22 protein-coding genes are annotated in these 25,668 nt (G+C 72.0%); 8 read left to right on the top strand and 14 right to left on the bottom strand.

Annotated features, from left to right (window positions below):
- Window positions 1–29 precede the first annotated feature (29 nt).
- The 4 genes from CC117_RS34660 to CC117_RS13390 all read left to right on the top strand — a co-directional run bounded on the left by CC117_RS34660 (window position 30) and on the right by CC117_RS13390 (window position 5,641).
- Complete coding sequence (locus tag CC117_RS34660) at window positions 30–809, top strand: hypothetical protein (protein WP_241830071.1); 780 nt, start codon at window positions 30–32, stop codon at window positions 807–809.
- A gap of 185 nt (window positions 810–994) precedes the next feature.
- A complete protein-coding gene (locus CC117_RS13400) occupies window positions 995–2,218 on the top strand; it encodes a hypothetical protein (RefSeq protein WP_456320345.1) in 1,224 nt (407 codons plus the stop codon).
- 7 nt (window positions 2,219–2,225) lie between these two features.
- Window positions 2,226–3,728 (top strand): SCO6880 family protein, encoded by a 1,503-nt coding sequence (locus CC117_RS13395; protein WP_071084058.1) that lies wholly within the window; start codon window positions 2,226–2,228, stop codon window positions 3,726–3,728.
- Entirely contained in the window at window positions 3,725–5,641 is a 1,917-nt protein-coding gene (locus CC117_RS13390; protein WP_071084057.1) for a conjugal transfer protein TraC, read from the top strand. The genes CC117_RS13395 and CC117_RS13390 overlap by 4 nt, the downstream gene beginning before the upstream one ends.
- A gap of 41 nt (window positions 5,642–5,682) precedes the next feature.
- Here the strand turns inward: CC117_RS13390 and CC117_RS13385 are convergent, their stop codons facing one another.
- Window positions 5,683–6,474 carry a nuclease-related domain-containing protein gene (locus tag CC117_RS13385; RefSeq protein WP_071084180.1) on the bottom strand — a complete coding sequence of 264 codons (792 nt, stop codon included), beginning with the start codon at window positions 6,472–6,474 and terminating at the stop codon, window positions 5,683–5,685.
- Between the two features lie 495 nt (window positions 6,475–6,969).
- On the opposite strand from CC117_RS13385, the gene egtA reads away from it, so the two are divergent.
- From egtA to egtD, 4 genes are read left to right on the top strand one after another with little or no spacing between them, the layout of a single operon-like run.
- Window positions 6,970–8,409 (top strand): ergothioneine biosynthesis glutamate--cysteine ligase EgtA, encoded by a 1,440-nt coding sequence (egtA, locus tag CC117_RS13380; RefSeq protein ID WP_071084055.1) that lies wholly within the window; start codon window positions 6,970–6,972, stop codon window positions 8,407–8,409.
- Window positions 8,391–9,848: an ergothioneine biosynthesis protein EgtB gene (gene egtB / locus CC117_RS13375; RefSeq protein WP_084132043.1), complete on the top strand. Its 1,458-nt coding sequence runs from the start codon at window positions 8,391–8,393 to the stop codon at window positions 9,846–9,848. The genes egtA and egtB overlap by 19 nt, the downstream gene beginning before the upstream one ends.
- A gap of 32 nt (window positions 9,849–9,880) precedes the next feature.
- Window positions 9,881–10,627, top strand: a complete 747-nt coding sequence (gene egtC / locus CC117_RS13370) for an ergothioneine biosynthesis protein EgtC (protein WP_071084054.1) — start codon at window positions 9,881–9,883, stop codon at window positions 10,625–10,627.
- 42 nt (window positions 10,628–10,669) lie between these two features.
- The gene (gene egtD / locus CC117_RS13365; RefSeq protein WP_071084052.1) at window positions 10,670–11,833 is read left to right on the top strand and encodes an L-histidine N(alpha)-methyltransferase; all 1,164 of its coding nucleotides are present in this window, start codon (window positions 10,670–10,672) and stop codon (window positions 11,831–11,833) included.
- A 75-nt stretch (window positions 11,834–11,908) separates the two neighbouring features.
- Here egtD and CC117_RS13360 read toward each other — a convergent pair whose 3' ends face one another.
- From CC117_RS13360 to CC117_RS13300, 13 genes are all read right to left on the bottom strand, one after another.
- Window positions 11,909–12,847, bottom strand: a complete 939-nt coding sequence (locus CC117_RS13360) for a cold-shock protein (RefSeq protein WP_071084176.1) — start codon at window positions 12,845–12,847, stop codon at window positions 11,909–11,911.
- Between the two features lie 85 nt (window positions 12,848–12,932).
- Entirely contained in the window at window positions 12,933–14,225 is a 1,293-nt protein-coding gene (locus tag CC117_RS13355) for a glycoside hydrolase family 16 protein (RefSeq protein ID WP_241830070.1), read from the bottom strand.
- Window positions 14,226–14,352: 127 nt separating this feature from the next.
- Window positions 14,353–16,206 carry a dihydroxy-acid dehydratase gene (gene ilvD, locus CC117_RS13350; protein ID WP_071084174.1) on the bottom strand — a complete coding sequence of 618 codons (1,854 nt, stop codon included), beginning with the start codon at window positions 16,204–16,206 and terminating at the stop codon, window positions 14,353–14,355.
- Window positions 16,207–16,515: 309 nt separating this feature from the next.
- Window positions 16,516–17,472 carry a hypothetical protein gene (locus tag CC117_RS13345; protein WP_071084049.1) on the bottom strand — a complete coding sequence of 319 codons (957 nt, stop codon included), beginning with the start codon at window positions 17,470–17,472 and terminating at the stop codon, window positions 16,516–16,518.
- Between the two features lie 26 nt (window positions 17,473–17,498).
- Complete coding sequence (locus tag CC117_RS13340; protein WP_018636690.1) at window positions 17,499–17,861, bottom strand: antibiotic biosynthesis monooxygenase family protein; 363 nt, start codon at window positions 17,859–17,861, stop codon at window positions 17,499–17,501.
- A 77-nt stretch (window positions 17,862–17,938) separates the two neighbouring features.
- Window positions 17,939–19,297 (bottom strand): replicative DNA helicase, encoded by a 1,359-nt coding sequence (dnaB, locus tag CC117_RS13335; RefSeq protein ID WP_018636689.1) that lies wholly within the window; start codon window positions 19,295–19,297, stop codon window positions 17,939–17,941.
- 846 nt (window positions 19,298–20,143) lie between these two features.
- On the bottom strand, window positions 20,144–20,590 hold the full coding sequence (gene rplI, locus CC117_RS13330) for a 50S ribosomal protein L9 (RefSeq protein ID WP_071084172.1): 447 nt from the start codon (window positions 20,588–20,590) through the stop codon (window positions 20,144–20,146).
- 11 nt (window positions 20,591–20,601) lie between these two features.
- Window positions 20,602–20,838 (bottom strand): 30S ribosomal protein S18, encoded by a 237-nt coding sequence (gene rpsR, locus CC117_RS13325; RefSeq protein ID WP_006543269.1) that lies wholly within the window; start codon window positions 20,836–20,838, stop codon window positions 20,602–20,604.
- Between the two features lie 61 nt (window positions 20,839–20,899).
- Window positions 20,900–21,505 carry a single-stranded DNA-binding protein gene (locus CC117_RS13320; RefSeq protein ID WP_071084170.1) on the bottom strand — a complete coding sequence of 202 codons (606 nt, stop codon included), beginning with the start codon at window positions 21,503–21,505 and terminating at the stop codon, window positions 20,900–20,902.
- Between the two features lie 63 nt (window positions 21,506–21,568).
- Complete coding sequence (gene rpsF, locus CC117_RS13315) at window positions 21,569–21,895, bottom strand: 30S ribosomal protein S6 (RefSeq protein ID WP_026310950.1); 327 nt, start codon at window positions 21,893–21,895, stop codon at window positions 21,569–21,571.
- A 165-nt stretch (window positions 21,896–22,060) separates the two neighbouring features.
- Window positions 22,061–22,378: a hypothetical protein gene (locus CC117_RS13310; RefSeq protein WP_071084048.1), complete on the bottom strand. Its 318-nt coding sequence runs from the start codon at window positions 22,376–22,378 to the stop codon at window positions 22,061–22,063.
- Window positions 22,379–22,466: 88 nt separating this feature from the next.
- Entirely contained in the window at window positions 22,467–23,699 is a 1,233-nt protein-coding gene (locus CC117_RS13305) for a hypothetical protein (RefSeq protein WP_407673518.1), read from the bottom strand.
- Window positions 23,700–23,815: 116 nt separating this feature from the next.
- The gene (locus CC117_RS13300) at window positions 23,816–25,627 is read right to left on the bottom strand and encodes a glycosyltransferase family 87 protein (protein ID WP_071084168.1); all 1,812 of its coding nucleotides are present in this window, start codon (window positions 25,625–25,627) and stop codon (window positions 23,816–23,818) included.
- Window positions 25,628–25,668: the final 41 nt, after the last annotated feature.

Raw genomic sequence — 25,668 nt, 5'->3', positions numbered from 1 at the left:
CTGCCGGCAACGGAGGGGAGTGGGCGTTGGTGAGCCTGACGGAGTGGGCATTCGGGCGCCTGATCATCGTCATCGTCGCGACAGCCGCGGTGACCGCGATCGGGGCCGGTGGGATCGGTTACGTCGCGGGGCGGCATTCATCGGACGGCGGCCCCAAGACTCCGGCCGATTCCGAACCTGTCCCCGAACAGTCCGCCGAGGACGCCCCCGAGACACCGGCCATGGCGGTTTCGCCCACCAGTGAGGTCCCTGTGGCAGCCAGCGACGGCCCGGTGGGTGGGCCCACCCGGGTCAACGAGTTCGGGGTGCCCGTCGGCTACCCCCACACCGAAGCCGGCGCCATAAGCGCCTGCGGTAATTACTTCACCGCCTACAACAACGTCACCAATCGAGCGGAAGACAGAATCCGCGGATTCTTTGGCTCGATCTCAGATCAAACATCAGTAGAAACACTTGCCAGCGGAATACTGCAGGTCGACAAAGAAAACGCGGCGACACTCGGCGTCACGTCAATTCAGGATCCTCAAGTCAACTTCGACGCACGGCCTCTGGGATACCAGGTCCAATCATCTTCAGAGTCTGACGCAACAATATTTGTTTGGGGCGCAATCTCTCTCGGAATTTACGACTCTGTAGACCCAATTAGGCAGGCTCAGGTCCGCTGGGGCTCGGAGATTTGCCAGGTGCACTGGCAGGAAGACGACTGGAAACTGATAGACGCCGACGACGGCCCCGATGGCCCACTTCTTCATAGCCGTACCGCCGGAGAGTTTAGAGATTTCGTGATGGCTGGAGGACCTCAATCATGACGGGTGGTATTGCGGCCTCCACGCCAGACGAAACCGTAGTCCTGGCATGGACGCCACTCACACCTCTTCGGGATCTTGCCGGTGGGGCTGCGGACGATTTTCTGGACTCGGTCGGCAAGGCGTTCTGCAACATGGCGGCCGATCTTTCGGCGTCCGTTTTCAGCTTTGCGGCGCAGAAGACCGCTGTGGATCTCAATGCCCAGTATGTCGTCGACAACTACAACATCGTCTTCGGCGTCTCGATCCTGATCGTGACCGGTCTCTTCCTCTGTTCCTGCACCGTGGCTGCCCTGCGGGGCGACCCGCATGTGTTCGTGCGTGCTCTGGTCTCGACCGGTACGGCGATCATCGGGTCGTTCATCGCCCTGACGCTGCTGCAGATGATCCTCGCCGCCTCAGATGGCATGGCCGAGGCCTTCGGCAACGACAAGGAGCTGGGGGCGGACCTCGTCGCCCAGCTGAGAACATTGCCCGAACAGGGTAATTTCGCCCTCGACCTGGTGCTGTCGCTCCTGGTGGCCATCTTCTCCTTCACCCTCTTCGTGGTGCTGTACATCCGGAAAGTCGCGATCATCGTGGTGGCGGTTTTCATCCCGCTGTATCTGGCGGGGCAGCCGACCATGACGACCAGCACCTGGATCAAGCGCGCGGCGGAGATGCTGGTCGCCCTGATCTTCGCGAAGCCGGTCATCTACGCGATTTTTGCCCTGGGTGCGGGTATCGCCCAGGACCCGTCCGGCTCCACGGTTGACCAGACGCTGAGCATTCTCAGTGGTGTCGTTGTGATGATCGCGGCGGTCTTCTCACCGTTCATGCTCATGCACCTGCTGGGGTTCGCCGACGTTCAGCTGATGCGCGCGGTCGGATCGGCGGGCCGCCGGAGCGCGGCGTCTTTCGGGCATGGCGCGGGCGCACTGCTCGGCTCGACCTCGCGGGACACGTTCCGCGGAATCGGTTCGCGGCTGCAGACCAGGAACCGGGGAATGCTCGGCGATGCCGGCGTGGTCGGTGGTTCGGCGGTCCCGGCCGCGCGGCCGGCTGTGCGGCCGGGCCGCGGCGGGAACGCCCCGGCCGGACTGCCCGCGCGCGCCGGTACCGCCGGCGCGGTGCGTGCCAGGGCCAACCGTTCGGGCACGCCGGGTTCCGCTCCGGCCCGCGGTGGGCGTGAGGCGCCGGCGACGGCCGGCGTGCGGGCTGCCCGCAGCACGGTCGGTGCGGCCGCCGGGGCACCCCGGTCCGTCCCGGCGAAGGCCGTCACCACCCGCGGGGGTGGCGGCGTGACCCGGGTCGGCGGAGCTGGTTCGGGTGGCGGGCGGACGTCCGGAGGCGGCGGCCCGGTGGCGAGGCCGCCGGTGACGCCGCAGGCCACGCCGCGGGTCACCCCGCCGGCGCGTACCGGCGGCGGGTGAGCCGATCGTGATCGCCGAACGCAGCTATCGCTTCGGGCCCCTGGAGCGGGGCGGGGTTCTCCTCGGCATGCGCTGGCCGCAGCTCGCCCTGCTGATCGGCGTGATGCTGTCGATCCTGGGTGCGCTGCGCTCGCCGCTGATCTTCGTGCCGCTGTGGCTGCTGCTGGCGGCGGGGTTCGTCTTCGTCGCGTTCGTCCGGGTGGAGGATCGTAACCTCGACCAGTGGGTGCCGATCGTGTTCGGCTTCACGATGCAGAAGGTGACGGGCGAGACGGTGTTCCGCGGAGGCTTCTTCCGGCTCGGGCCGACCGAGGACCGGATGACCAGGACGGCCCTGCCGGGGCCGCTGTCGAGCCTGGTCATCCTGTCGTTCCCGGTGGGCGGCGGCCGGTATGTGGCCGTGGTCAAGGATGTGAAGAAGCAGACCTACACGGCCGTCCTGCAGGTGAAGGGCAGCCAGTTCGCGCTGCTGGAGTCCGGTGACCAGCAGGCCCGGGTGGATGCCTGGGGCGAGCTGCTGGCCGGGCTGACCGGCGGCGGCGGCAAACTGTCGCGCATCCAGTGGCTGGAGCGGACGCTGCCGGACTCCGGTGACCAGCTGCAGCGCCACTGGCGGGTGCGGGGTCATCACGACGACTCCTGGGCCGCGGAGGCCTACGAGCAGGTGATCGACGCGGCGGGGCCGGTCGCGCAGCGACATGAGACCTACCTGTCCTTCCAGCTGCGAGCCAAGGACGCCCGCCGGGCCATCCAGCGTGCGGGTGGTGGGGACGAGGCTGCGTGCGCCGTGCTCCTCGGCGAGCTGCGGACGATGGAGGCGGCGCTGGCGCGCGCCACGATCAACACGGTGGGGTGGCTGCCACCGCGGGCGCTCGCCGCGGTGATTCGCACGACCTATGACCCGTACTCGACCGAGATGATCGATGCCCGCGGCGGCGCGAGCACCGACCTCGCCGGTGGGCTCAAGGGGCTGCCGTCCGGCATCAACCCGGCGATCGCCGGCCCGGTCCGGGCGGTCAACGCCTGGGACCACTACCGCACCGACTCCGGCTTCCACACCACCTACTGGATCAACGGCTGGCCTCGCGTCCCGTCCCCGGCGGCGTTCCTGGCACCGCTGCTCATGGAGACGACCTGCCGGCGTACCGTTTCCCTGGTGGTGGAGCCGCTGCCGGGCCGCAAGGCGGAGAAGGCGGTGAACCGGCGGCGCATGGCGCACCTCGGTGAGCAGCAGATGCGGGACAAGGTGGGCAAGGTGACGACCCAGCGGGACGTCGCCGAAGCCGACGAGGTCGAACGGCGCGAGCAGGAACTGATCGCCGGCTTCGGTGCCTTCCGCTTCCATGGCTTCGTCACCGTCTCCGCGGACGATCTGGAATCCCTCGCCGATGCCTGTGGCGAGGCCGAGACGCTGGCGTCGCGCAGCCGGTTGGAGATGGTCCGCCTCGTCGGCGAGCAGGACCAGGGCTTCAGTGTCGGCGCGCTGCCGCTCGCGGTGGGGGTTTCGTGACGCCCGCTGACTCCGACGACGCCGGCTACGAGACCGGCCACCAGACCGGTTTCGACCCGGGATACGACTCCGGCTACGAGACTGGCTACGACCCCGGCTACGGCTACGACGCCAGCAACGAGGCCGAACCGGGCTGGCAGGCCAGTGGCTTCGCCGACCTGGGCGGCAGCCAGCAGAGCCGCCGGCGGCGGGCGAAGGCACAGGCAGCCCACAGCCGTCGGTCACGGCGCGCGGAGCGCGCGGCGGCGAACGCGGAGAAGATCGCCATGCGCCGGGCGCAGGCCGCGCTGCGGCGCGGCGTCCAGCCGCCGAAGCTGCTCGGCCCGTACGCCGGCCGGAACTACCACAAGCTCCGCCTGCCGGCCCACATGGAGACCACGGCACAGATCGCCGGGATCTACCCCTTCGTCGTCGATTCCGGGCTCGACGCGCCCGGCATGTACATCGGGCGGCACGTGTGGTCGGGCAACTCGTTCGACTTCGACGTCTTCGAGCTCTACCGGCAGCAGGTCATCGAGAACCCGAACTTCGCGGTGTTCGGCGCCGTCGGGTCACGCAAGTCGGCGCTGCTCAAGACGCTGATCTCCCGCGGGTCGGCGTTCGGCTACCAGGCCGCGGTCCCCTGTGACCCGAAAGGCGAGTACACCCGGCTCGCCCGCCGGCTCGGCTGCGAACCGACCTACATCGGCCCCGGCCTCTCCACCCGCCTCAACCCGTTGGACGCCCCGCCGCGCCCGCGGGGCATCGCGGACGCCGACTGGGCGCGCGAGGTGAAGCGGGCCCGCTCGTCGCTGCTGTCCTCGCTGATCGAGACGGCGAAGGGAGTGCCACTCACCCCCGCCGAGCACACCGCCGTCGACCTGGCGCTCGACGTCGTCACCCGGCAGATCACCGGGGCCGCGCCCGACCGCTGGGCCACCCCGCTGCTCCCGCACGTGCTGGAGGCGATGACCGACCCGACGGAGGAGGACTGCGCGGCGCTGCCGATGACCGCCACCGAGCTGCGGGACGCCTCCCGCGACGCGACGCTGACGCTGCGACGGCTCACCCACGGTGCTCTCGGTGGTCTCTTCGACGGCCCGACGACGTCCCCGCTGGACTTTGACCGGCCGATCGCCGTGCTGAACCTGGAGCGGGTCCAGGGCAGCGACGAGATGATCGCTCTGATCATGACCTGCGCACAGGCCTGGATGGAAGCCGCCCTGATGCGCCAGGACGGTGTGCAGCGCTACGTCGTCTACGACGAGTGCTGGCGGCTGATGCGCTTCGCCGGGCTCGTCCGCCGCCTCTCCGCCCAGCAGAAGCTGGCGCGGCAGTGGGGCTGTGCGAACGCGATCGTCGCGCACCGCATCTCCGACCTGCTCTCCGCGTCCCCCGACTCGGTGGAGATCGCCAAGGGCCTGCTCGCCGAGACGGCGATCCGCATCCTGTACAAGCAGGCGTCCGACCAGATCGCCGACACGCAGGAGGCGCTGGGCCTCACCGACGTCGCGGCCGACCTGCTCCCGCGGCTGGACCCGGGCTACGCCCTCTGGCTGATCCAGCACCGCGCCTTCTACGTCGAGCACGTCGTGGGCGACCTGGAGATCCCGGTGGTGCTCAACGGGTCCAAGATGCACGGCGAGGTGGACGACACCAACCTCGTGCCGGACGACCTCGACCCCAGCGAGCTCGACCCGCCGGAGCTCGTCCCCGCCCCGTGGCGGGACGGCGCCGACCACGGTCACGACCCCGCCGAGGAGGACGAGGAGAACCTCGTCGCCGGCCCCCGCTGGTCCGCTCCGCCGCTGGTGCGGGAGGGACTCCACCACATCCAGGTGGGAGACCCGCACGTCCCCGGCGAGGCGACGCCCCCGCCGACCTACCACGGGATGGGCCAGCCGCCCGCGGGCGGCGCCGGCGCACACCACTGACCCGCCTGCGTGCCCCGCACGCCCGGCGGGTCGGCGACAGGTCAGCGGCGGAGCATGCCGCGCAGCCGCGAGCGGGTCGGCCAGGCCGGCGGCGGCCCGGCCACCTCGTAGCCCGGCAGGACCCGCTCGGCGACATCCACCAGCAGCGCGACGTCGATCGGGCGCAGGACCACACCGGCCGACAGGATGTAGTCAGCGATCCCGGCCAGCGGAAGCAGCAGAACCCCGTCCACCAGCGCGAGCCCGTTCGGGACATCCGTGCGGGCGAAGGCCACGACCGGCTGGGCCTCGAGCTGCCACCCGGCGGGCAGTTCGGTCACGAGCTGGCTGGTGGCCTCCTCGCCCATCCAGGTGACGAGGCCGAGCATGGCGCGCAGCGGCACCTTGCCCACCCACACCCCGGCGACGTTCTGCCGCAGCGGGCCGCGGTGGGCGTCGGTCTCGATCACCCAGGCGCCGGACGGGCCGATCACCAGGTGGTCGATGTTGCCGGCGGAGTCGGCGAGCTGCCGGTCGTGCAGCACGGTGTAACCGGCCCGGCTGAGCCGGTCCAGCGAGCGGGCGGTGCGGCGCTCCGCCTCGGCGTCCACCCGCCAGGCCTCGATCTCCGGCGGAACCCGGTAGTACCGGACGGCGACCGCACCGAGCACGGCGAGGGCCGCGAGCACCGCGGTCTGCACCACCCGCCCGGCGGACAGGCCGGCGGCACCRCAGAGGAACCCGGCGAGCACGCTCGCGCCGACGGCAGCGGCCGCCGCGGTGACAGCGACCCGCCGCGACCTGTCACCGCGCTCGGCGGCGTACAGCTGCCGGCGGCGCTGGTACTCGGCCATGGCCGACCTGCCGGCCGACACGCGATCGTGAGTGTCCGCAGTCACCACCTCCTGTCAGCTCGGTGCCGTCGCCGTGCTTCGGCGGACCGCAGGGGGGTAACAGCGAGTCTGCCCCGATCCGGTCACCGGGCGCTACCAGCAATCTCCATCATCAGGGTCACACTTCCATCCAATTCGCAGTCACAACAGCCCGGAAGCGTGGAACATCCGGGAGAGCCACCGAAGACCCACAGCTCACCATCGGGAAGTGGCGGCCACCGTGATGCCTTGTGTCAGGTGGAGTCCGTCCCGACGCCGCCCGCCGAGGGGTAGCCGGGCCGTCGCTGTGGGGAGAACGCCCTCACGATAGGCGCCTCCTTGTGACCGAGGCGCAGGGAGAGGAGCCGCTCGATGCCACTCCGCTTGCCCCCTGGCGCTTCCGTAGACGGGCGAACGACCCGGGCCGGCCGCGACGGCCCGCGCACCCAGCCCGAGACGACCGACGAGGCAGATCACATGGAGACCACCTCCGCGCCCGCGGACGTGCTCCGGTCGTTCGAGGACATCGTCCGGGTCGCCGGGCGGGACGTCCTTGCCCACCCGCACGCCGAGCGGCAGGCGGCCGGCGCTGCCGGACCGGGCGGCGGACCGGGCGGCGGACCGGGCGGCGGACCGGCCGATGCCGGCGGCGCGCGCCGGGTCGGGATCGAGATCGAATCGTTCGTCGTCGACGTCACCCGCCCGCAGCGGTCCGTCCCGCCGGAGGAGACGGCGGCCGCGCTCGCAGCCACGACCGGAACCGGAACCACGACCGGGACCGGAACCGGGTCGGAGACGGAGGGGCGGTTGCCCGGTGGCAGCCGGCTCACCTTCGAGCCCGGCGGGCAGCTCGAGCTGTCCGGTCCCCCGCTGCCGATGACCGAGGCGGTGGCCGCGATGCGCGGTGACCTCCAGATCGTCCGCGAGGAGCTCGCCCGGGCCGGGCTCGGCGTCGCCGGGTTCGGCGTCGACCCGCTGCGGCCGCCGCGCCGGCACTCCACCGCCGCCCGCTACGTGGCGATGGAACGACACTTCCGCACCTGCGGGGGCGAGGCGGGCCTGACGATGATGTGCTCCACCGCCTCCGTGCAGGTCAACCTGGACGGCGGATCCGACGACGAGGACATCGTCGCGCGCTTCCGGCTCGCCCATGCGCTGGAGCCGGTCCTGATCGCGATGTTCGCGGCGTCACCGGTCGGCGCGGGGCAGCGACTCGGCTGGCAGTCCGGCCGGCAGGCGGTGTGGGCCGGGATCGACGCGAGCCGCACCGGGCCGGTCCTGCCCGACCTCGCCGACCTGACGGACCTCGCCGACGGGCCGGAGCGGCTCGCCGTGCTGTGGGCCCGCTACCTGCATGACGCGACGCTGATGATGGTCGGCCACGACGACGGCCGGTACCAGGCCGTCGAACGGCCGACGACGTTCGGCGCCTGGCTGGCCGGCGCGGGGCCGGTGCGGCGGCCGCCGACCGTCCAGGACCTGGGGTGGCATGCGACGACGCTGTTTCCGCCGGTTCGTCCCCGCGGCTGGCTGGAGCTGCGCTACCTGGACGCGCAGCCGTCCGGGCTCTGGCCGGTGGCGGTCGCCGTTCCGACGGTGCTGCTCGACGACCCCGACGCCGCCCGCGGCGCGCTCGCCGCCTGCCTGCCGGTGGCCGGCCGGGGCGAGGCCGCGGCCCGGCGCGGGCTGCGCGACCCGGAGCTGTTCCGCGCCGCGTCGCGGTGCATCGACCTCGCCGTCGCGGCTCTCGGCCGGGCCGGCGGTGACCCCGAGCTGCGGGCCGCGGTGGAGGCGTTCGCGGACCGTTACACCCGGCGGCGGCGGTCGCCGGCCGACGATCTGAGCGCGCGCTTCGCGGCGCGCGGGCCGACGGAGCTGCTGCGCGAGGAGGCTGCCCGATGCGTTCCGGTGCCCTGACCGACGGATCCGCTGGACCGGCCGACCCCGCCGGGGCGGACGGGGTGGCCGGGTTGGCCGGCCTGGAGGCCGCCGCTTCCGCTGGCCCGGAGGCGCTCGCGGCGGAGCTCGACGCCGCCCGCAGCCGGTCGCTCGGCTACACCGACCTCGCCGAGGACGACCTGCTGCGCCAGCACTCGCCGCTGATGTCCCCGCTGGTCTGGGACCTGGCGCACATCGGCAACTACGAGGAGATCTGGCTGCTGCGCGCGCTCACGGGCACCCCGGAGCTGCGTCCCGGTCTGGACGGCATCTATGACGCCTTCCGGCACAGCCGGGCGAGCCGGACGACGCTGCCGCTGCTCGGCCCGGCCGAGGCGCGGGGCTACCTGGCCGACGTCCGCGCGCGGGTGCTGGACGTCCTCGCCGGGCTGGACGCCGACCAGCTGCTCCCCGGGTCCGGCCAGGATCGCCGGGAACGGCTGCTGGCGGGCGCCCTCGTGTACGGGATGGTGATCCAGCACGAGCACCAGCACGACGAGACCATGCTCGCCACGCTGCAGCTGCGCAGCGGGCCACCCGTCCTGGACGACCCCGGGACGGGTCGCGCGGGCAGTGCTGGGGGTGCGGGTGGTGTGGTCGTCGACGACACCGCGGAGGTGCTGGTCCCGGCCGGCGCGTTCACGATGGGGACGTCCACCGACCCGTGGGCGTACGACAACGAGCGGCCGGCGCACCGTGTGCACCTGCCCGCCTTCCACATCGGCCGGTTCCCGGTGACGAACCGGGCCCAGCTGGCCTTCATCGCCGACGGCGGCTACGACGACGAGCGACTGTGGTCCGCCGAGGGCTGGGCGTGGCGCTGCCAGGAGGGGCTGACCGCGCCCCTGTTCTGGTCGCGGGACGGCGACGTCTGGACCCGGCGGCGGTTCGGGCGGGTGGAACCCGTCCCGCTGGACGAGCCGGTGCAGCATGTGTGCTGGTACGAGGCCGAGGCACACGCCCGGTGGGCGGGACGGCGGCTGCCCACCGAGGCCGAGTGGGAGAAGGCCTGCGCACACGACCCGGTCACCGGGCGTTCACGACACTATCCATGGGGCGACACCGATCCGACGTCCGAGCATGCGAACCTGGGCCACGGGCAGGCCAGGCCCGTGCCGGTGGGCAGCCGGCCGGCCGGCGCGAGCCCGTGCGGAGCCGAGCAGATGATCGGGGACGTGTGGGAGTGGACCGCAAGCGGATTCACCCCTTATTCCGGTTTCGCCGCGTTCCCGTATCGGGAGTACAGCGAGGTCTTCTATCCTCGAAGCAACGATCCGGCCCGGTTCCGGGTGCTGCGCGGTGGCTCCTGGGCCACTCATCCCAGTGCGGTCCGGTCTACCTTCCGCAACTGGGACTTCCCGATCCGGCGGCAGATCTTCGCCGGGTTCCGGCTCGCCCGCGACGCCGACGCCTCCTGACCCGCGTCCTGACCCGGAGGGGCCATCCGTCTGTGTGCCGTCACCTGGCCTGGCTCGGGGCCCCGCGCACGCTGGCGGAGCTGACCCTCGACCGCCCGTCCGGCCTCCTGCGCCAGTCGTGGGCGCCGCGCCGGATGCGGCACGGCACCGTCAACGCCGACGGCTTCGGCGTCGGGTGGTACGCGCCGGCGCTGCGGCCCGAACCGGCGCGGTACCGGCGCGCCGTCCCGATGTGGACGGATGCCTCCTACGCCTCGTTCGCCGGCACGATCAGCTCCGGCTGCGTCCTGGCGGCGGTGCGCAGCGCGACGGTGGGCATGCCCGTCGAGGAGACGGCCACCGCGCCGTTCACCTCCGGCACGCTGCTGTTGAGCCACAACGGCCGGGTGCACGCGGCCGCGGCGATGCGGGAGCTGCAGGCCCGGACGGACGGGGTGGTGGTGCCGGAGTCCCGCTGTGACTCGGCGGTCGTCGCCGCGCTGCTCTGGGAGCGCACGTCGCGGCTGCCGCTGGCCAAGGCCGTCGCGGATGTCGTCCTCACGCTGGGCGACCTCGCCGAACCCGACGGGACGCCCGCCCGGCTGAACCTGCTCGTCACGGACGGTACCCAGATCGTCGCCACGACCTGGCGGGACACCCTCAGCTACCGCGAGGACCCGGACGGCGTTCTTGTCGCAAGCGAGCCGGATGATGACGAACCGGGCTGGGTCGACGTACCGGACCAGCAACTCCTGGTGGCCGACACACGCAAAGTCACTCTCAGTAGCTTGACCTCCTAGGTCGGCTACCGTGAGTCGCACAAGGCAGACGGAGGACCCACGATGACATCCAGGACGCCGGCCACCGCCCGGGAAACCCTCGGGTCCACGTTCGCCGGAGCAGCCGGTGGCGGATCAGGCGACCCCGACAAAGCCTGTGACAGCAGCGGATCCAGAGGGTCCCGCGGCACCGAGGGTCCCGCCGGCGTCACGGTCGACCGCCACCTCGCCGCGGCGGAACGCCACGCCTCCCTCGCCGCCGACGTCCGCGCCGGTCTGACCTCGCAGCCCCGCGAGCTGCCCCCCAAGTGGTTCTACGACGCCACCGGCGGCCTGCTCTTCGACCGGATCACCCGGCTGCCCGAGTACTACCCGACCCGCCGGGAGCACGCCGTGCTCACCGCCCATGCCGACGAGATCGCCGCCGCCTGCCCGGCCATGACCCTCGTCGAGCTCGGCTCCGGCACCTCGGAGAAGACCCGGCTGCTGCTCGACGCCCTGCGCCGCCTCGGCACGCTGCGCCGCTTCGTCCCCTTCGACGTGGACGAGGCGACGCTGCTGCAGGCCGGTGAGGACATCCTGCGGGCCTACCCGGGAGTCGCGGTCCGCGCCGTGGTCGGTGACTTCGAGCGCCACCTGGGCAGCCTCCCCGGCTCGCCCGCGGGAGCATCCCCGGCATCCCCATCCCCTGGCACCCGGCCGGCCGCGGGCGGCGACCGGCGGCTCATCGCCTTCCTCGGCGGCACCATCGGCAACCTGCAGCCCGCCGCCCGCGCGGCGTTCCTGCGCGCCGTGCGTGACCAGCTCCGCGACGGGGACGCCCTGCTGCTCGGCGCCGACCTGGTCAAGGACACCGGACGCCTGGTCGCGGCCTACGACGACAGCGCCGGTGTCACCGCCGCGTTCAACCGGAACGTGCTCTCCGTGATCAACCGCGAGCTCGACGCCGACTTCGACCTGCGCGGGTTCGCCCATGTCGCGGCCTGGAACGCGGAGAACTCCTGGATCGAGATGCGGCTGCGCAGCGTCCGCGACCAGGAGGTCACCGTGCGGGCGCTGGACCTGGTCGCCCGCTTCGAGGAAGGCGAGCAGATGCGCACCGAGATCAGTGCCAAGTTCACCCTGGACGGGCTGCGGGCCGAACTCGCCGCGTCCGGCCTCGCCACCAGCTGCCAGTGGACCGACCCGGACCGCGACTTCTCGGTCACCCTCGCCGTCCCCGACTGAACCCGACTGCCCGACTGACCCCGGACCGGCCGACGGGGCCGAGCTGGACCGGCAGGGCCGGAACGGACGCGCTGTTCAGGAAGCCGCGCGCAGGTCAGCGCACCCGGACTCGTCCGGGAGCAGCGGTCGGAAGTGGACCGTCCAGCGCCGGCCACCGGACGTCCACGGGGTCGTGTTCATCGCCGTACGCGCGGCCGCCAGCAGCGCCGTCGTGTCGGGCCCGCTGGCGGTCACACAGCCCACCTCGTGGCCTTCGACGAGCGGCTCGCCCGGCAGCGCCGGGCCGGGCCAGGCTCGCTCCGCAGGGCGTGGGAGGCCACCTCCGCAGAAGCCCGGCGACTGGACACCACCGGACGGGCAGTCGCTGACCAGCGGTGCGGCGATCGCGGCGACGGCCGTCGGGGTGTACGGCTCGGCGTCGCCGCCGAGCGTGCCCGACAGGCCGGTGAGCGCGTCCAGCAGATCCTGGACGTCCCGTCGCGCGTCCTGCTGCGCTGCGGTCAGTCCGGTGCCGTCCGCCTCGGCCAGCCCCCGCACCTGCGTCGTCCCGACGCCCTCCGGGGTCCGGACCGTGAACCGGGTCGACGAGACATCGGTGAGCGATGGCTCGCCGTAGTCCCGCCCGGCGCCGACGCCGGCCGCGACCGCGCGGTCGACGAGCCGCTGGACGTCCGCCGCCGAGATCCGCCGCAGCTGGACGTTCGGCAGCGCCGGGCCGGGGAAGATCGCCGCCTGCGGGCCCTCGGAGATCACCTGGCCACCCGGGTAGACGCTCACCACCGGCAGCCGGGCCGCCAGCATCTGCGAGGTGATGAGACCGCCGGCCAGGTCCACCCGCAGCACCGCGGCGTGGCCCACGGCGGACGCGACGACAGTGCCGGGGTCGCTCGTGCGGGCGGGGCCGCCCCCGCGGAGGCCGTCCGACCCGGTGGTACCACCGGCACAGGCCGCCACCACGGGGAGAAACAGGGGGAGAGCGACGGCCGCGAGTCGCACGCCGCGCAGCGTCATCATCGTCACGGTGCTTTGACGCGGCCGGTCCCCGCCCGGTTCCCCGGCTGCCGCGTTGCGCTCCGGACAGGTCCGGAGCGAACAGTCCTCAGGGGCGGGCGGAGAAGACGCGCACGTAGTCGACGATCATCCGCTGTGGGTAGTCGGCGGTGGTGGCCTGGGCGCCGCCCCGGTTCACCGCCACGTTGAGGATCACGTAGTGGTCCTTGTCCCACAGCCAGACCGGCACGTCGTCGCGGGTGACCGTGCGGATCGTCCGCCCGTCGAAGGTGAACCGCAGCTCGGACGGCGTCCACTCCAGTCCGTAGGTGTGGAAACCGGCGGCGAGGTCCACCCCGGCGTCGTGCATGCCGCCGCGACCCCAGGTCGCCTGCCAGTGGGCACCGGACTCGTCCACCCCGTGGACGTTGGTGTGCACGGTCGTGGGCGCTGTGGACACGGTCTCGACGACGTCCAGCTCACCGCTCGCCGGCCAGTCGACCTCCGGCATGTTGGAGCCGAGCAGCCAGATCGCCGGGAAGGCAMCCTGGCCGGTCGGCAGCACCGCCCGCGCCTCCAGGTAGCCGTACCGCATGGTCCGCTTGCCGAGCGTCTCGATCCGCCCGGAGGAGAACTCCGCGTCACCGCAGGACGGCTCCCGCCGCGCGGTGATCACCAGGTGGCCGCGGCCGTCGGTCGCCAGGTTCCGCTGGTCCGTGGTGTAGCACTGCATCTCCCGGTCGCCCCAGCCGGCGCCGGTCTGGGTGATCCAGGTGCCCGGATCCGGAGCGGCCCCACGGGGCCCGTCGAACTCGTCCGACCACAGCAGGCTCACCTCGTCACCTCTCGCGTGTCCTCCGGTCGCACCGGGCCTGGACGGCGCGACCGGGCTGGAGCCGCGCAGGCCGGCAGCCGGTGGGCCAGCCGAACCCGGCTGCCCGCTCCCACGTTCGGCTTCCGGCCCCGCGGAACCGGCTTCGCCGACGGGACGATCGGCTGCCCCGGCCCCGGCGCTGTCGGACTCGGCGCTGCCGAAGGCGGAGCCCACCACAGGGTCAGCGCCCGCGGATGGCGGCCGCCCGGAGACCTCGGCGGACGGGACCGCGGAGCGGCCGGAGGAGGAAGCCGGGGACCGGCCAGGCGGGCCCACGGAGGGGGCCGGGGGCCCGCCGGTGGGGATGCCGGCGGCGCCCAGGCGGGCCGGGCCGTCGTCGAGCTGCGGACGGGTGGTCACCGTGATGCCGGTGACCAGGCCGGCCACCACCATCCCGGACAGCAGCGCGGCCGCGGCGGCCGCCCGGGGGCGGGGACGGCGACGGGCGCCCCGAAACGGGGGGCGACGATGGGTCGAACGCCGGTGACGAGCCATGGCGAGGCGGATCTCCTCATGGTCAGCCCCCACGGGCCCGACCGCGACCGCCAGCTACCGCACAGATCACATCGTGATCGAACGACTACCCGACGTCGCTACGGGCGAACAACGCCCACCCTCACATACATCAGCCGATCGATCCAGTAACCAAAGGTGATCAACCAGTGATGAGCCGCACGTCACGCGCCGCACCGGTCGAGGCGGACGTCGCCATCGCCGCGTAGGCACGCAGCGCCGCCGACACGGGACGCTCCCGACCCACCGGCCGGTAGCCGCCGCCGGCCTCGATCTCGGCCCGCCGCGCGGCGAGCTCCTCCTCGGACACGAGGAGCTCCAGCCGGCGGGTCGGGATGTCGATCTCGATGATGTCTCCGTCACGGACGAGCGCGATCGGGCCGCCGTGCGCCGCCTCCGGCGAGACGTGGCCGATCGACAGGCCCGAGCTGCCGCCGGAGAACCGGCCGTCGGTGATCAGGGCGCACTTCGGCCCCAGCCCGCGGCCCTTGAGGAACGCCGTCGGGTAGAGCATCTCCTGCATGCCCGGCCCACCGCGCGGGCCCTCGTACCGGACGATGATCACATCTCCGGCCTTGACGACCTTGTTCAGGATCGCGTCGACCGCGGCCTCCTGGCTTTCGACCACCACCGCCGGCCCGCGGAACGTCCACTGGCTCTCGTCGACACCAGCGGTCTTGACCACGGCGCCGTCCGGCGCCAGGTTCCCGCGGAGCACAGCGAGACCACCATCGGCCGAGTAGGCGTGTTCGGCGGAGCGGATGCAGCCGTTCTCCGCGTCGGTGTCGAGGCTGTCCCAGCGGTTGGTGGAGCTGAACGGTTCGATGGTGCRCACCCCGCCGGGCGCCGCGTGGAACAGCTCGACCGCGTCCGGAGACGGGTCCGCGCCGCGGATGTCCCACCGGTCGAGGAACTCGCGCAGGCTCGCCGCGTGCACACTGTGCACGTTCGGGTCGAGCTTCCCGCCGCGGTCGAGCTCGCCGAGGATCGCGGGGATCCCGCCGGCGCGGTGGACGTCCTCCATGTAGTAGTCGGTCGAGCTCGGCGCCACCTTGCACAGGCACGGCACCGACCGGGAGATCTGGTCGATGTCGTCGAGGCCCACGTCCACACCGGCCTCGACGGCGGCGGCCAGCAGGTGCAGCACGGTGTTCGTGGAGCCGCCCATCGCGACGTCCACCGTGAACGCGTTGCGGAACGCCGCCGCCGTCGCGATCGAACGCGGCAGCACGGCCTCGTCGTCCTTCTCGTAGTAGCGCCGGGCGAGGTCGACGACGAGGCGGCCGGCCTCGACGAACAGGCCGCGCCGGGCCGCCGCCGTCGCCAGCGCCGACCCGTTGCCCGGCAGCGCCAGGCCGAGCGCCTCGGTCAGGCAGTTCATCGAGTTGGCCGTGAACATCCCCGAGCAGGATCCGCAGGTGGGGCAGGCCGAACGCTCGATCGAGCCGAGCTGCTCGTCGCTGACCGCCGGGTTCACCGCGGCGGTCATCGCGTCGATCAGGTCGAGCCGCGCGTGGGCCACCCCGTCGGTGATGACGGCCTGGCCTGACTCCATCGCCCCACCCGACACGAAGACCGTGGGGATGTTCAGCCGCAGCGCCGCCAGCAGCATGCCCGGGGTGATCTTGTCGCAGTTCGAGATGCAGACCAGGGCGTCGGCGCAGTGCGCGTTGACCATGTACTCGACACTGTCGGCGATGATCTCGCGGGACGGCAGGGAGTACAGCATGCCGCCGTGGCCCATCGCGATCCCGTCGTCCACCGCGATCGTGTTGAACTCCTTGGCGACACCGCCGGAGCCGGCGATCGCGTCCGCGACGATGGTTCCCAGGTCACGCAGGTGGACGTGGCCCGGCACGAACTGCGTGAAACTGTTCGCGATCGCGACGATCGGCTTGCCGAAGTCGTCATCCGTCATGCCGGTCGCGCGCCACAGGGCGCGGGCACCGGCCATGTTGCGGCCGTGGGTGGTGGTGCGGGAACGCAGAGCGGGCATCTTGACCTCTGGGCTGGACTGCGGGGCACGGAACACTGGAGAGGTGCTCGGGACGCCAGACCTGGGCAGGTGGGCACCGGTCCGTGCGTACACACGCGGGGCGCACCCCGATCCGAGGTGTGGATCCGGAGGTCCGCCACCGCAAAGGCTACGCCTCACCTCCGACAATCGGCCCTACCACGATCGCGGATCCCACTGGACCGCGAAGCGCACTGGACTGTGAGGCGCACTGGACCGCGAAGCGCGCTGGACGTCGAGCAGGTCGGAACCAGGACCTCGGCTGGAGCCGGGCGGCCGGGTGGGAACCCTTCAGGGCGTCCAGCCGCGGGGAGGTCCGGCGTCCGGATCGTCCCGGTCGTCCGGCTCGCCAGGCCCTGCGCTCCCCTGGTCCCCCGTTCTCCCCTCGGGCCGGTCGGTACGGTTCGCCCCACCGGACTCGGTGGCCAGGAAGTCCAGCCAGGTCGGGTCGATGTCCGGTTCAGGCTCCGGTGCCGAGTCCGCGGCGGGGCGGTCTCCGGTCGGACCAGCGGTGCCCGAACCAGGCATCTCGGGATGCTCATCCACCGGCCGCGGCCGCGGCGGCGGCCGGTGCGGCGGCGGGGGCGCGAAAGGCGACGAAGGCGGCGGCGGAGCGGCCAGCGGATAGCCGGGCCGGCGTCCGGCCCCGGGCCCGGGCCCGGGCCCGGGAGCGGACGGGCTGCCCTGCACGCCGGGCGTCCACCCGGGGTGGTCCGGCTGGCCGTGGGGCGGGACGAAGGGTTGACCGGGACGGCCCTGCTGCCCCGGTTGGGGGGTGTGGCCCGGCTGACCGGGAAAGCCCGGATAGCCGGCCTGGCCAGGCTGGCCCGGCTGCTCCACCGGCCCGGGATGGCCGGGATCCGCGGGCTGCTGCCCCGGATGGGGGCCGCCGGAGCTGGCCGGCCCACCGAGGGAGCCCGCCCCGGCCCGCGGACCGGATGCGCGGTTGAACCGCGCCACCGTCGTGCTGCCCCGCCGTCCCCGCCACCATCTGCGGACCGCCAGCACGAGGACCAGCGAGGCGACGGTGCCCAGGAGGGGCGCGACGTCCGGGTCGTCGTAGCCGACCAGCTGGTAGATGCTCAGCAGCCCGATGAAGGCGTAGCCGGTCACGAAGAACACGACCGGCCTGATCCGGATCCGCTCGACGACCCTCCGCAGAATGATCGCGACGAAGAGCCACACGAGGAAGCCGAAGAAGGCGGCGGTGAGCGGCGCGAAGACGAGGTACTCGAAGAAGGTGGCCATCGCAGATCAGGCGGGCCGGGTGCGGGCTAGGCCGACGTCGCCGGCGGGCCCGCCGGGTCCGCACGGTCGGCGATGGCCACCACGTGCTCCACCGCCGGAGCGCTGGCGAAGTACGGCGAGAGCGCCGCCCGCCACCGGGTGAACCGGTCGGATCCGCGGAACGTCTCGGTGTGCGCCTCCAGGCTGTCCCAGTCGACGAACAGCACGAAGCGGGACGGCGACTCGACGCCCCTGGTCATCCGAACAGACCGGCAGCCGGGCGTGGTGACCAGTTCGTGCCGGACGAGCAGATAGGCGTCCGCGAAGGCCTCCTCGCTGCCGGGCAACACGTCGAACCTCGCGACCTCGACAACCCCGGAGTCGCGCGGGGGAACACCGGAAACGGTCATGGCGTCCAGTCTGTCACCGCCCGGACGCCTGTTCAGGCCGGTGGCGCACGGACCCGCCGTGGGTGGTGGGTGGACAGTCAGTTGGCCATGTCGACGAAACGTGAGTAGTGCCCCTGGAAGGCGACGGTGACGGTGCCGGTCGGCCCGTTGCGGTGCTTCGCAATGATCAGATCGGCCTCGCCGGCCCGGGCGGACTCCTTCTCCACCGCGTCCTCCCGGTAGAGCAGGATCACCGCATCGGCGTCCTGCTCGAGGCTGCCGGACTCGCGCAGGTCGGAGACCTGCGGCCGCTTGTCGGCCCGCTGCTCGGAGGCACGGTTGAGCTGCGAGATCGCCACGACCGGAACCTCCAGCTCCTTCGCCAGCAGCTTCAGCGACCGGGAGATCTCGCTGACCTCCTGCTGGCGGCTCTCCACCTTCTTCGGCGACGACATGAGCTGCAGGTAGTCGAGGATGACCAGGCGCAGGTCGTTGCGCTGCTTGAGGCGCCGTGCCTTCGCCCGGATCTCCATCATCGTCAGGTTGGGGCTGTCGTCGATGTACAGCGGCGCCTCGGCGACCTCACCCATCCGCCGGGCGAGCCGCCCCCAGTCGTCGTCGGTGAGCCGGCCGGTGCGGATGTTCTGCAGCGACACCCGGGCCTCCGCGGACAGCAGCCGCATGGTGATTTCCATCCGGCTCATCTCCAGCGAGAAGATGACCGAGGTCATGCCGTTCTTGATGGACGCGGCGCGGGCGAAGTCCAGCCCGAGGGTGGACTTTCCGACCGCCGGCCGGGCCGCGACGATCCACAGCTGGCCGCTGTGCAGTCCGTTGGTCAGCTCGTCGAGATCGGTGAAGCCGGTCGGCACGCCGGTGAGTGCCCCGTCGTGGCCCTGGATGGCCTCGATCTCCTCCAGCGCGGGGTTGAGCAGCTCACCCAGCGGGGTGTAGTCGTCGCTGGTACGCCGCTCGGTCACCTCGTACACGGCGGCCTGCGCCCGGTCGACGACTTCACTGACGTCGGGCGCGGGGCCGAAGGCGAGCTGCACGATGCGGGTGCCGGCCTCGGCCAGGCGGCGCAGGACGGCCTTCTCGGCGACGATCCGCGCGTAGTACCCGGCGTTCGCGGCAGTGGGGACGCTGGAGATCAGCGTGTGCATGTAGGCGGGGCCACCGACCCGCTCCAACAGGTTCTGCCGGCCGAGTTCGGCGGCAACGCTGATGACGTCGGCCGGCTCGCCGCGCCCGTAGAGATCTCCGATGGTCTCGTACACGGTGGCGTGCGCCGGCCGGTAGAAGTCGGCCGCGTTGAGGACCTCGACGACGTCGGCGATCGCGTCCTTGGAGAGCAGCATGCCGCCGAGGACGCTCTGCTCAGCCGGAAGGTCGTGAGGCGGCGTCCGGTCGAACTCGACCGGTGCTCCGGACCCACGGGTGATGTCGGCGACGCTCACGCCCTGCTGCCCTCCCGCCCTTCGACGCCGACGGCCGCGGACCTGACACCCGCACCGCCGCCAGAACCGACACCGCCAGCAACACCGCCGGTAGCGATACCGCCAGCAGCGATGCCGTCAGAACCGGCACAGACCCCGACCACCAGCATCGAACATATGTTCGATGGACGCATGGGGCCTGTCAACTCGGCCGCCCGGCCACCAGTTCGAAGATCATTTCCCCCCGCCCGTCTGGACTATCCGGTCCTCGTGGATAGATGGCCAGTGTGGACGGCTCGACAGTAGGCACGCGCACGGGGCGGCTCCAAGAAGTTATCCACACCCCCTGTGGACAACCTGTTGGTAACTGGCCAAGTTCTGGGGAATGYCTTGGGACGGAACCCGGCATGACTGTGGACACGCAGGACGGCGGGAACCGGATCCGCAGCGCCCGCCGGTCGTCGGCGCGGCTCCGCCTGTGGACGAAAAATCGTCCGGGCCGTTCTGGGACCATCGTGGGGGCTAACCAGTTCGAGTCATACCGTCCCGGGGTCTGATCGTGTCGCGCAGGGAGACCTGCGCCGCACGCCGCGTACGAGCCGGCCGTGCGCAACCAGGTGAACAGCGTGCCCAGCCATCACGAGTCTCCTGCCACCCGGCACCGTCTGYCCCGACCACACGCCGGGGAACAGTGATCTACACGTGGCAGCGGCCCCGCACCGCGGCGCCGAAACACGCAGGCTCCGCCGGCTCCCGACCATGGTCGGGAGCCGGCGGAGCCTCGTCAGCACATCAGCCGGCGCGCCCGTGACGCACCGGTCCCGCGCCGGGCCTGGGGCCGAGTGCGGGGTGGCCGTGGCAGGCGCCCTAGGCCGCGACGACCTGGACGCTCACCTTCGCGGTGATCTCCGGGTGCAGGTGGACCGACACGGAGTGCGAGCCGAGCGCCTTGATCGGCGTGCTCAGCTCGACGCGGCGGCGGTCCAGGGCCGGGCCGCCGGCCTCGGTGACGGCGGCGACGACGTCGGCCGCGGTCACCGAGCCGAACAGCCGGCCCTCCTTGCCCGCGCGGCTGGTCAGCCGCACGGACAGACCGGCCAGCTGACCGGCGATCTCCTTGGCGTGGTCGAGGTCGCGGACGGAACGCGCGTCACGCGCCCGCTTGATCTGCGCGACCTGGCGCTCGGCGCCACGGGTCGCGAGGATCGCGTACTTGCGCGGCACCAGGTAGTTGCGCCCGTAGCCGTCGGCGACGTCGACGATGTCGCCGGGGCTACCGAGGCCCGGAACCTCCTGGGTGAGGACGAGCTTCATCGTCATCCCCCTCAGCGAGCCGTCGAGGTGTACGGAAGCAGTGCCATCTCGCGGCTGTTCTTCACCGCGGTCGCGACGTCACGCTGGTGCTGGCTGCAGTTGCCGGTCACTCGACGAGCGCGGATCTTCCCCCGGTCCGAGATGAACTTCCGGAGCAGCGAGGTGTCCTTGTAGTCGATGTAGTGGACCTTGTCCTTACAGAAGACGCAAACCTTCTTCTTCGGCTTGCGCACGGCCGCCTTGGCCATGGATGTGCTCCTACCTCGGTTTGAGCGCGAGTTCCGATCGCGCGATGTAGACACCCCGGCCTCAGAACGGGGGCTCGTCGGAGTAGCCACCAGCGGGTTGCGACCAGGGGTCGTCAACGGCACCGCCGGCGTAACCGCCGCTGCCCTGACCACCGCCGTAGCCGCCACCGCCGGGGCCGCCGGAACCGCCCTGAGCGCCACCGAAGCCGGCGCCAGCCGGGCCGCCAGGCCCGCTCTGGCCACCGCCGAAGCCACCACCGCCACCGCCGGGGCCACCCTGACCACCGAAGCCGCCGCCACCGCGGGAGGCCTTCGTGATCTTCGTGGTGGCGTACCGCAGGGACGGGCCGATCTCATCGACGTCTAGTTCGATCACAGTGCGCTTCTCGCCCTCACGGGTCTCGAAGGAGCGCTGCTTGAGGCGCCCCTGAATGATTACCCGCGCGCCCTTGGTAAGGGACTCGGCGACGTGCTCGGCGGCCTGACGCCAGATCGAGCAGCGCAGGAAGAGCGCCTCGCCGTCCTTCCACTCGTTCGTGCCACGATCGAGTGTGCGCGGGGTGGATGCGACCGTGAAGCTCGCGACCGCGGCCCCGTTCGGGGTGAAGCGCAGCTCGGGGTCGTTGGTCAGGTTGCCGACAACCGTGATCACCGTTTCACCGGCCATGATCACAACTCCCTGGCTGGACAGCCCGCCCCGGCGCGAGACGCGCCGTACGGGCGGGGTACGTCACGCTGCCGCCCGGCGCACGGGCTTCGGCGCCTTCGGCTCGGGCAGCCGGATCACCTTGGTACGGATCACGGACTCGTTCAGCACGAGCTGACGGTCCAGCTCGGCGACGACGGCCGGCTCCGTGTGCAGGTCGATGACCGCGTAGATGCCCTCGTGGCTCTTCGCGATCTCGTAGGAGAGCCGGCGGCGACCCCAGACCTCGACCTTCTCCACCACGCCGCCGCCCTGGCGGACGACGTTGAGGTACTGGTCGAGTGACGGTGCGACCGTGCGCTCCTCGAGCTCGGAATCGAGGATCACCATCAGTTCATAGTGACGTGACAAGGCTGAACCCACCTCCTGTGGACTCTAGCGGCCACGGATGACCCGTGGCAGGAGGGACCGCATGCCGGGGCGGCTGAGCTGTGTTTCCAGCAGAGCTGTTTGATCAGCAGAGCTGTACCGCCAGCAGAGCGCCGCACCGTCGGCACACGGCATGTCTGGACGAGATTACTCGACGCGCCCGCGGATGGACGGAAGGCTCAGCAGCCGGATCACCCGGAGCCACACCACGGCGACGCCGATGACGCCGGCCAGGTCGACGACGACCAGGAGCCCGTGGGCATGCCGGCCGGGCTCGGGCACCACGACGGCGAGGATCAGGAAGAGCAGCGCCAGCAGACCGGCGGCGATGGCCGGCACCAGCAGCGACGGCGGCAGGCGCCCGCTCGCGAGGCGTGCCGGGGGGGCGCCGCCCCCCTCCTGGCGCGCCGAGGTCGCGGAGGTCGCCGCCGGGCCCGCGGGGTCGTCCCGTCCATGGTCAGCCACGCACCCATCCTGGACCATGGGCGGCCGCGAGGGCGCGCATCCGATCACGGTGGTCGTGTCGCTCCGTCCTCGCGGGCGGGCGACGGCTTCAGTCGACCCAGTTCCCCTGCGTGAAGGCAACAACGAAGACCACCATGAGCGGCGCGCAGCACCACACGTACACACCGCGCACCCAGGGCCTCCGTGCACCCGCCCTGGCCAGCAGCAGATAGAGCGGGAAGGCGACGAGAATGCCACGGATTCCCGACGCGTAGTAGTTCGAGAAGCTCATCAGGATCGTCATGAGCCCGACGAACGTCGCCTCGCCCCAGCGCCGCGACCACAGCAGGACACCGGTGAGCAGCACTCCGACGACGACGGCGAGCAGCTCACCCCGCCAGAACCAGACGAACGTCGCCGCGCCGTTCCCGTCGAAGGCCGAGTGCCAGGTCTTCGACCAGCCGTGYCACGGCCAGTCGACGGCCCGGTTCCAGCCGGCGCGCATCGCGTCGGTGTAGGAGTCCCATCGCCCGCTCCGGGCCCGCAGGTAGAGGATGAACCCGATGATCGGCAGTGGGGGCAGCGCCAGGGCCAGCGCGGGCCGGGCGACCACCGGCCTGCCGGCCGCCCGCCGCACGACCACGTACTGCACGGCCAGGGCGGCGCAGAACGGCAGGCCGGTCACCCGCGCCGAGGCCGCCGCCGCGCCCAGCAGGCCGGCGAGCAGCCAGCGGTCGCGCCGCGCCGCCAGCCAGGACGCCGTGGCGAAGCCGAGGAACACGCCTTCGGAGTAGGCCGCGAACAGGAAGACGGCGTAGGGGAAGCAGACCAGCGCCAGAACCGCGAACCGCGCGTCCGCCTCGCCCACCTCGTCGGCCGCCAGCCGCCACAGCGCGGCCACCCCGAGAATGCCGACCAGGAACGAGACGACGAGGCCGGCGGCGATCCAGTCCGGGACGACGACGTGCACGGCGCGAATCGCCAGCGGCAGCCCCGGGAAGTCGACCTCGGTGCGGTCCGAGTACGCGTCGGAGAGATAGCCGTAGCGGGCCACCTTCGTGAACAGGCCGACGTCCCAGCGGTCCCACAGAGTGGTCAGGCCGGGGACGTCCCGGACCGGCCCGTTCGACAGGGCCCGGGCGCCGGCGAGCGACGCGATGACCACTGCCATCCGGCTCGCCACCCAGAGCGGCAGCGTCGCCTGCACGGCCCCGGGGAGCCGCGCCCAGCCGTTCCGGAGCCACGTGCTCGCAGACCCGGACCCAGGCCGAGACCCAGACCCACTTCCGCTCTCGGCACCAGGAGCGGGAGCCGGAGCGTCGTCGATGGCGACGCCGCCCATGGTCCCGCCGCGGCTCGGCGCGTCGTCGGCACGGCCGGCGATCCGCGCACCGCCGGTACTGCTGTCGGGTTCCGGTCCGCCCTGCCCGGGGGGGTTGGGCGGCGAGGATTCCGTGGTCATTCGACCGACGCGGGGACGCCCGCCGGCACGGCCTCCTGCGAGCGGCGTGGCCGGCGCGGCAGCAGCGAGCGCACACCGAACTGCCCGCCCCGGACGTCCGGCGCGCCGTCGAGCACTCCGCCGGCGGGGTCGTCCAGGCCGTCGGCGCGGACGACGTCCCGTTCGGGTCGGAGGATCTCCCGCACCACGAACGCGGCGAGGACACACAGGACCAGGTCGCGCAGGACCACGGCGCCGACGAACCAGCCGCGGTCGATGCCGTCGGCGCCCGAGGTGTCGTTGAAGATGAAGTGCATGAAGCGGGTGAACAGCACCCACAGTTCGCAGGCCTGCCAGACCAGGAACAGCCGCCAGCGGGGCCTGGCCAGCGCGACCAGGGGCAGCAGCCAGATCGTGTACTGCGGCGAGAAGACCTTGTTGGTCAGCAGGAAGGCGATGACGAGCAGCAGGACCACCTGCGGGACACGCGGCCGCCGTGGTGCGAGCAGGGCGAGCGCGAGGATCCCGGCGACGGCCGCCACGAGGAGCACCGCCGTGATGATGTTCAGCGTCCCCACCGGGATGCCGTGTTCGTGCACCGCGCCCAGCACCAGCGGCGTGGCGATCGCCGGGACCAGCCAGCACACGACGGCCGCCGCGACGATCGGCCGGGTCAGCCAGGGCCATCTGCGGATCGCCAGCCAGGCGGCGAGCCCCGCCAGCAGCAGCGTGACGGCCAGGACGAGCAGATGCACGGGAGCGAACCAGCCGGTGTCGTACTTGCCCGCGGCCCAGGTGAGCCCGAAGGCGAGCGAGTCCCAGTCGGCACCGCGCTCGGAGTTGAGCTCGAAGAAGCGCTGCAGGCCGTTGTGGGCGCCGGCGCTCTCACCGTCCAGCAGGGCGATCCAGTCACCGCCGCCCCAGAACGTCGACCAGATGCCGCCGCTGACCTTGGTCGTCCCGTCGAAGTAGCCGGCGGTCAGCCACACCGGCAGCATCACCAGCACCGCCGTGCCGGCCGCGAAGACCGCGGTGCGGGCCAGCTCCCGCATCCGCCCGGTCCGCAGGCACAGCGCGGCCAGCCCGACGAGGAAGAAGACCGGGTAGAGCTTGGTGACGATGCCCAGCCCGAACAGGATGCCGGCGAGCCGCGGGGCGCGCCGCGACCAGGCCAGCAGGCCACCGGCGGCGAACGCGACGGCGAGGATGTCCCAGTTGGTCAGCAGGTGCAGGACGAGCGTCGGGGCCAGCGCGAGGAGCGCCGCGTCCCAGACGCGGGTGCGCCCGGCGGTCAGCGCGGTACAGGCGACCGCGACGCAGGCGGCGAGGACGAACAGCAGCGCGGTGAAGTCGTAGAACAGGGCCGACCGGGAGTCCATCGAGTAGTGGTCGAAGACCTGGGCGCCGGTCGGGTCGGTGCGGAAGACCGCGGCCGGCGCGGAGCCGAGGCCGGCGAACACGGAGACGAACTGCATCGCCGCGCCGATGACCGGCGGGTACTCGGTGGGGTAGTCCAGGTAGGGGATCTTGCCATCGATCAGGCCCTCCTGGCTGTAGAGGGCGACGACGTCCGAGTAGCACATCCGGGTGTACTGGTACTCGTCCGACCAGTTGCGGGTGTCGCGGCAGCCGGCCTTCTGCACGTAGCCGAGCACGCAGCTGACGATCACCAGCAGCATCAGCAGGCGCAGCGGCGTCCACCAGCTCCGGTTCGCGCCGATGACGGCGTGCTTCCCCGGCGGACCGCCGATGAGCTCACTCGCGCCCGCGACGACCGGGTCGTGACGCGCCGGGCTGGACCGGGTGGGCGACGCCGGTGTCGTGGCCATGCGGGCCATTCTGGTACACGGCGTCCGTGCCCCGTCCGACG

The sequence above is a fragment of the Parafrankia colletiae genome (assembly GCF_001854655.1).
Lineage (GTDB): Bacteria > Actinomycetota > Actinomycetes > Frankiales > Frankiaceae > Parafrankia > Parafrankia colletiae.
This window is presented reverse-complemented; position numbering and strand designations above follow the sequence as displayed.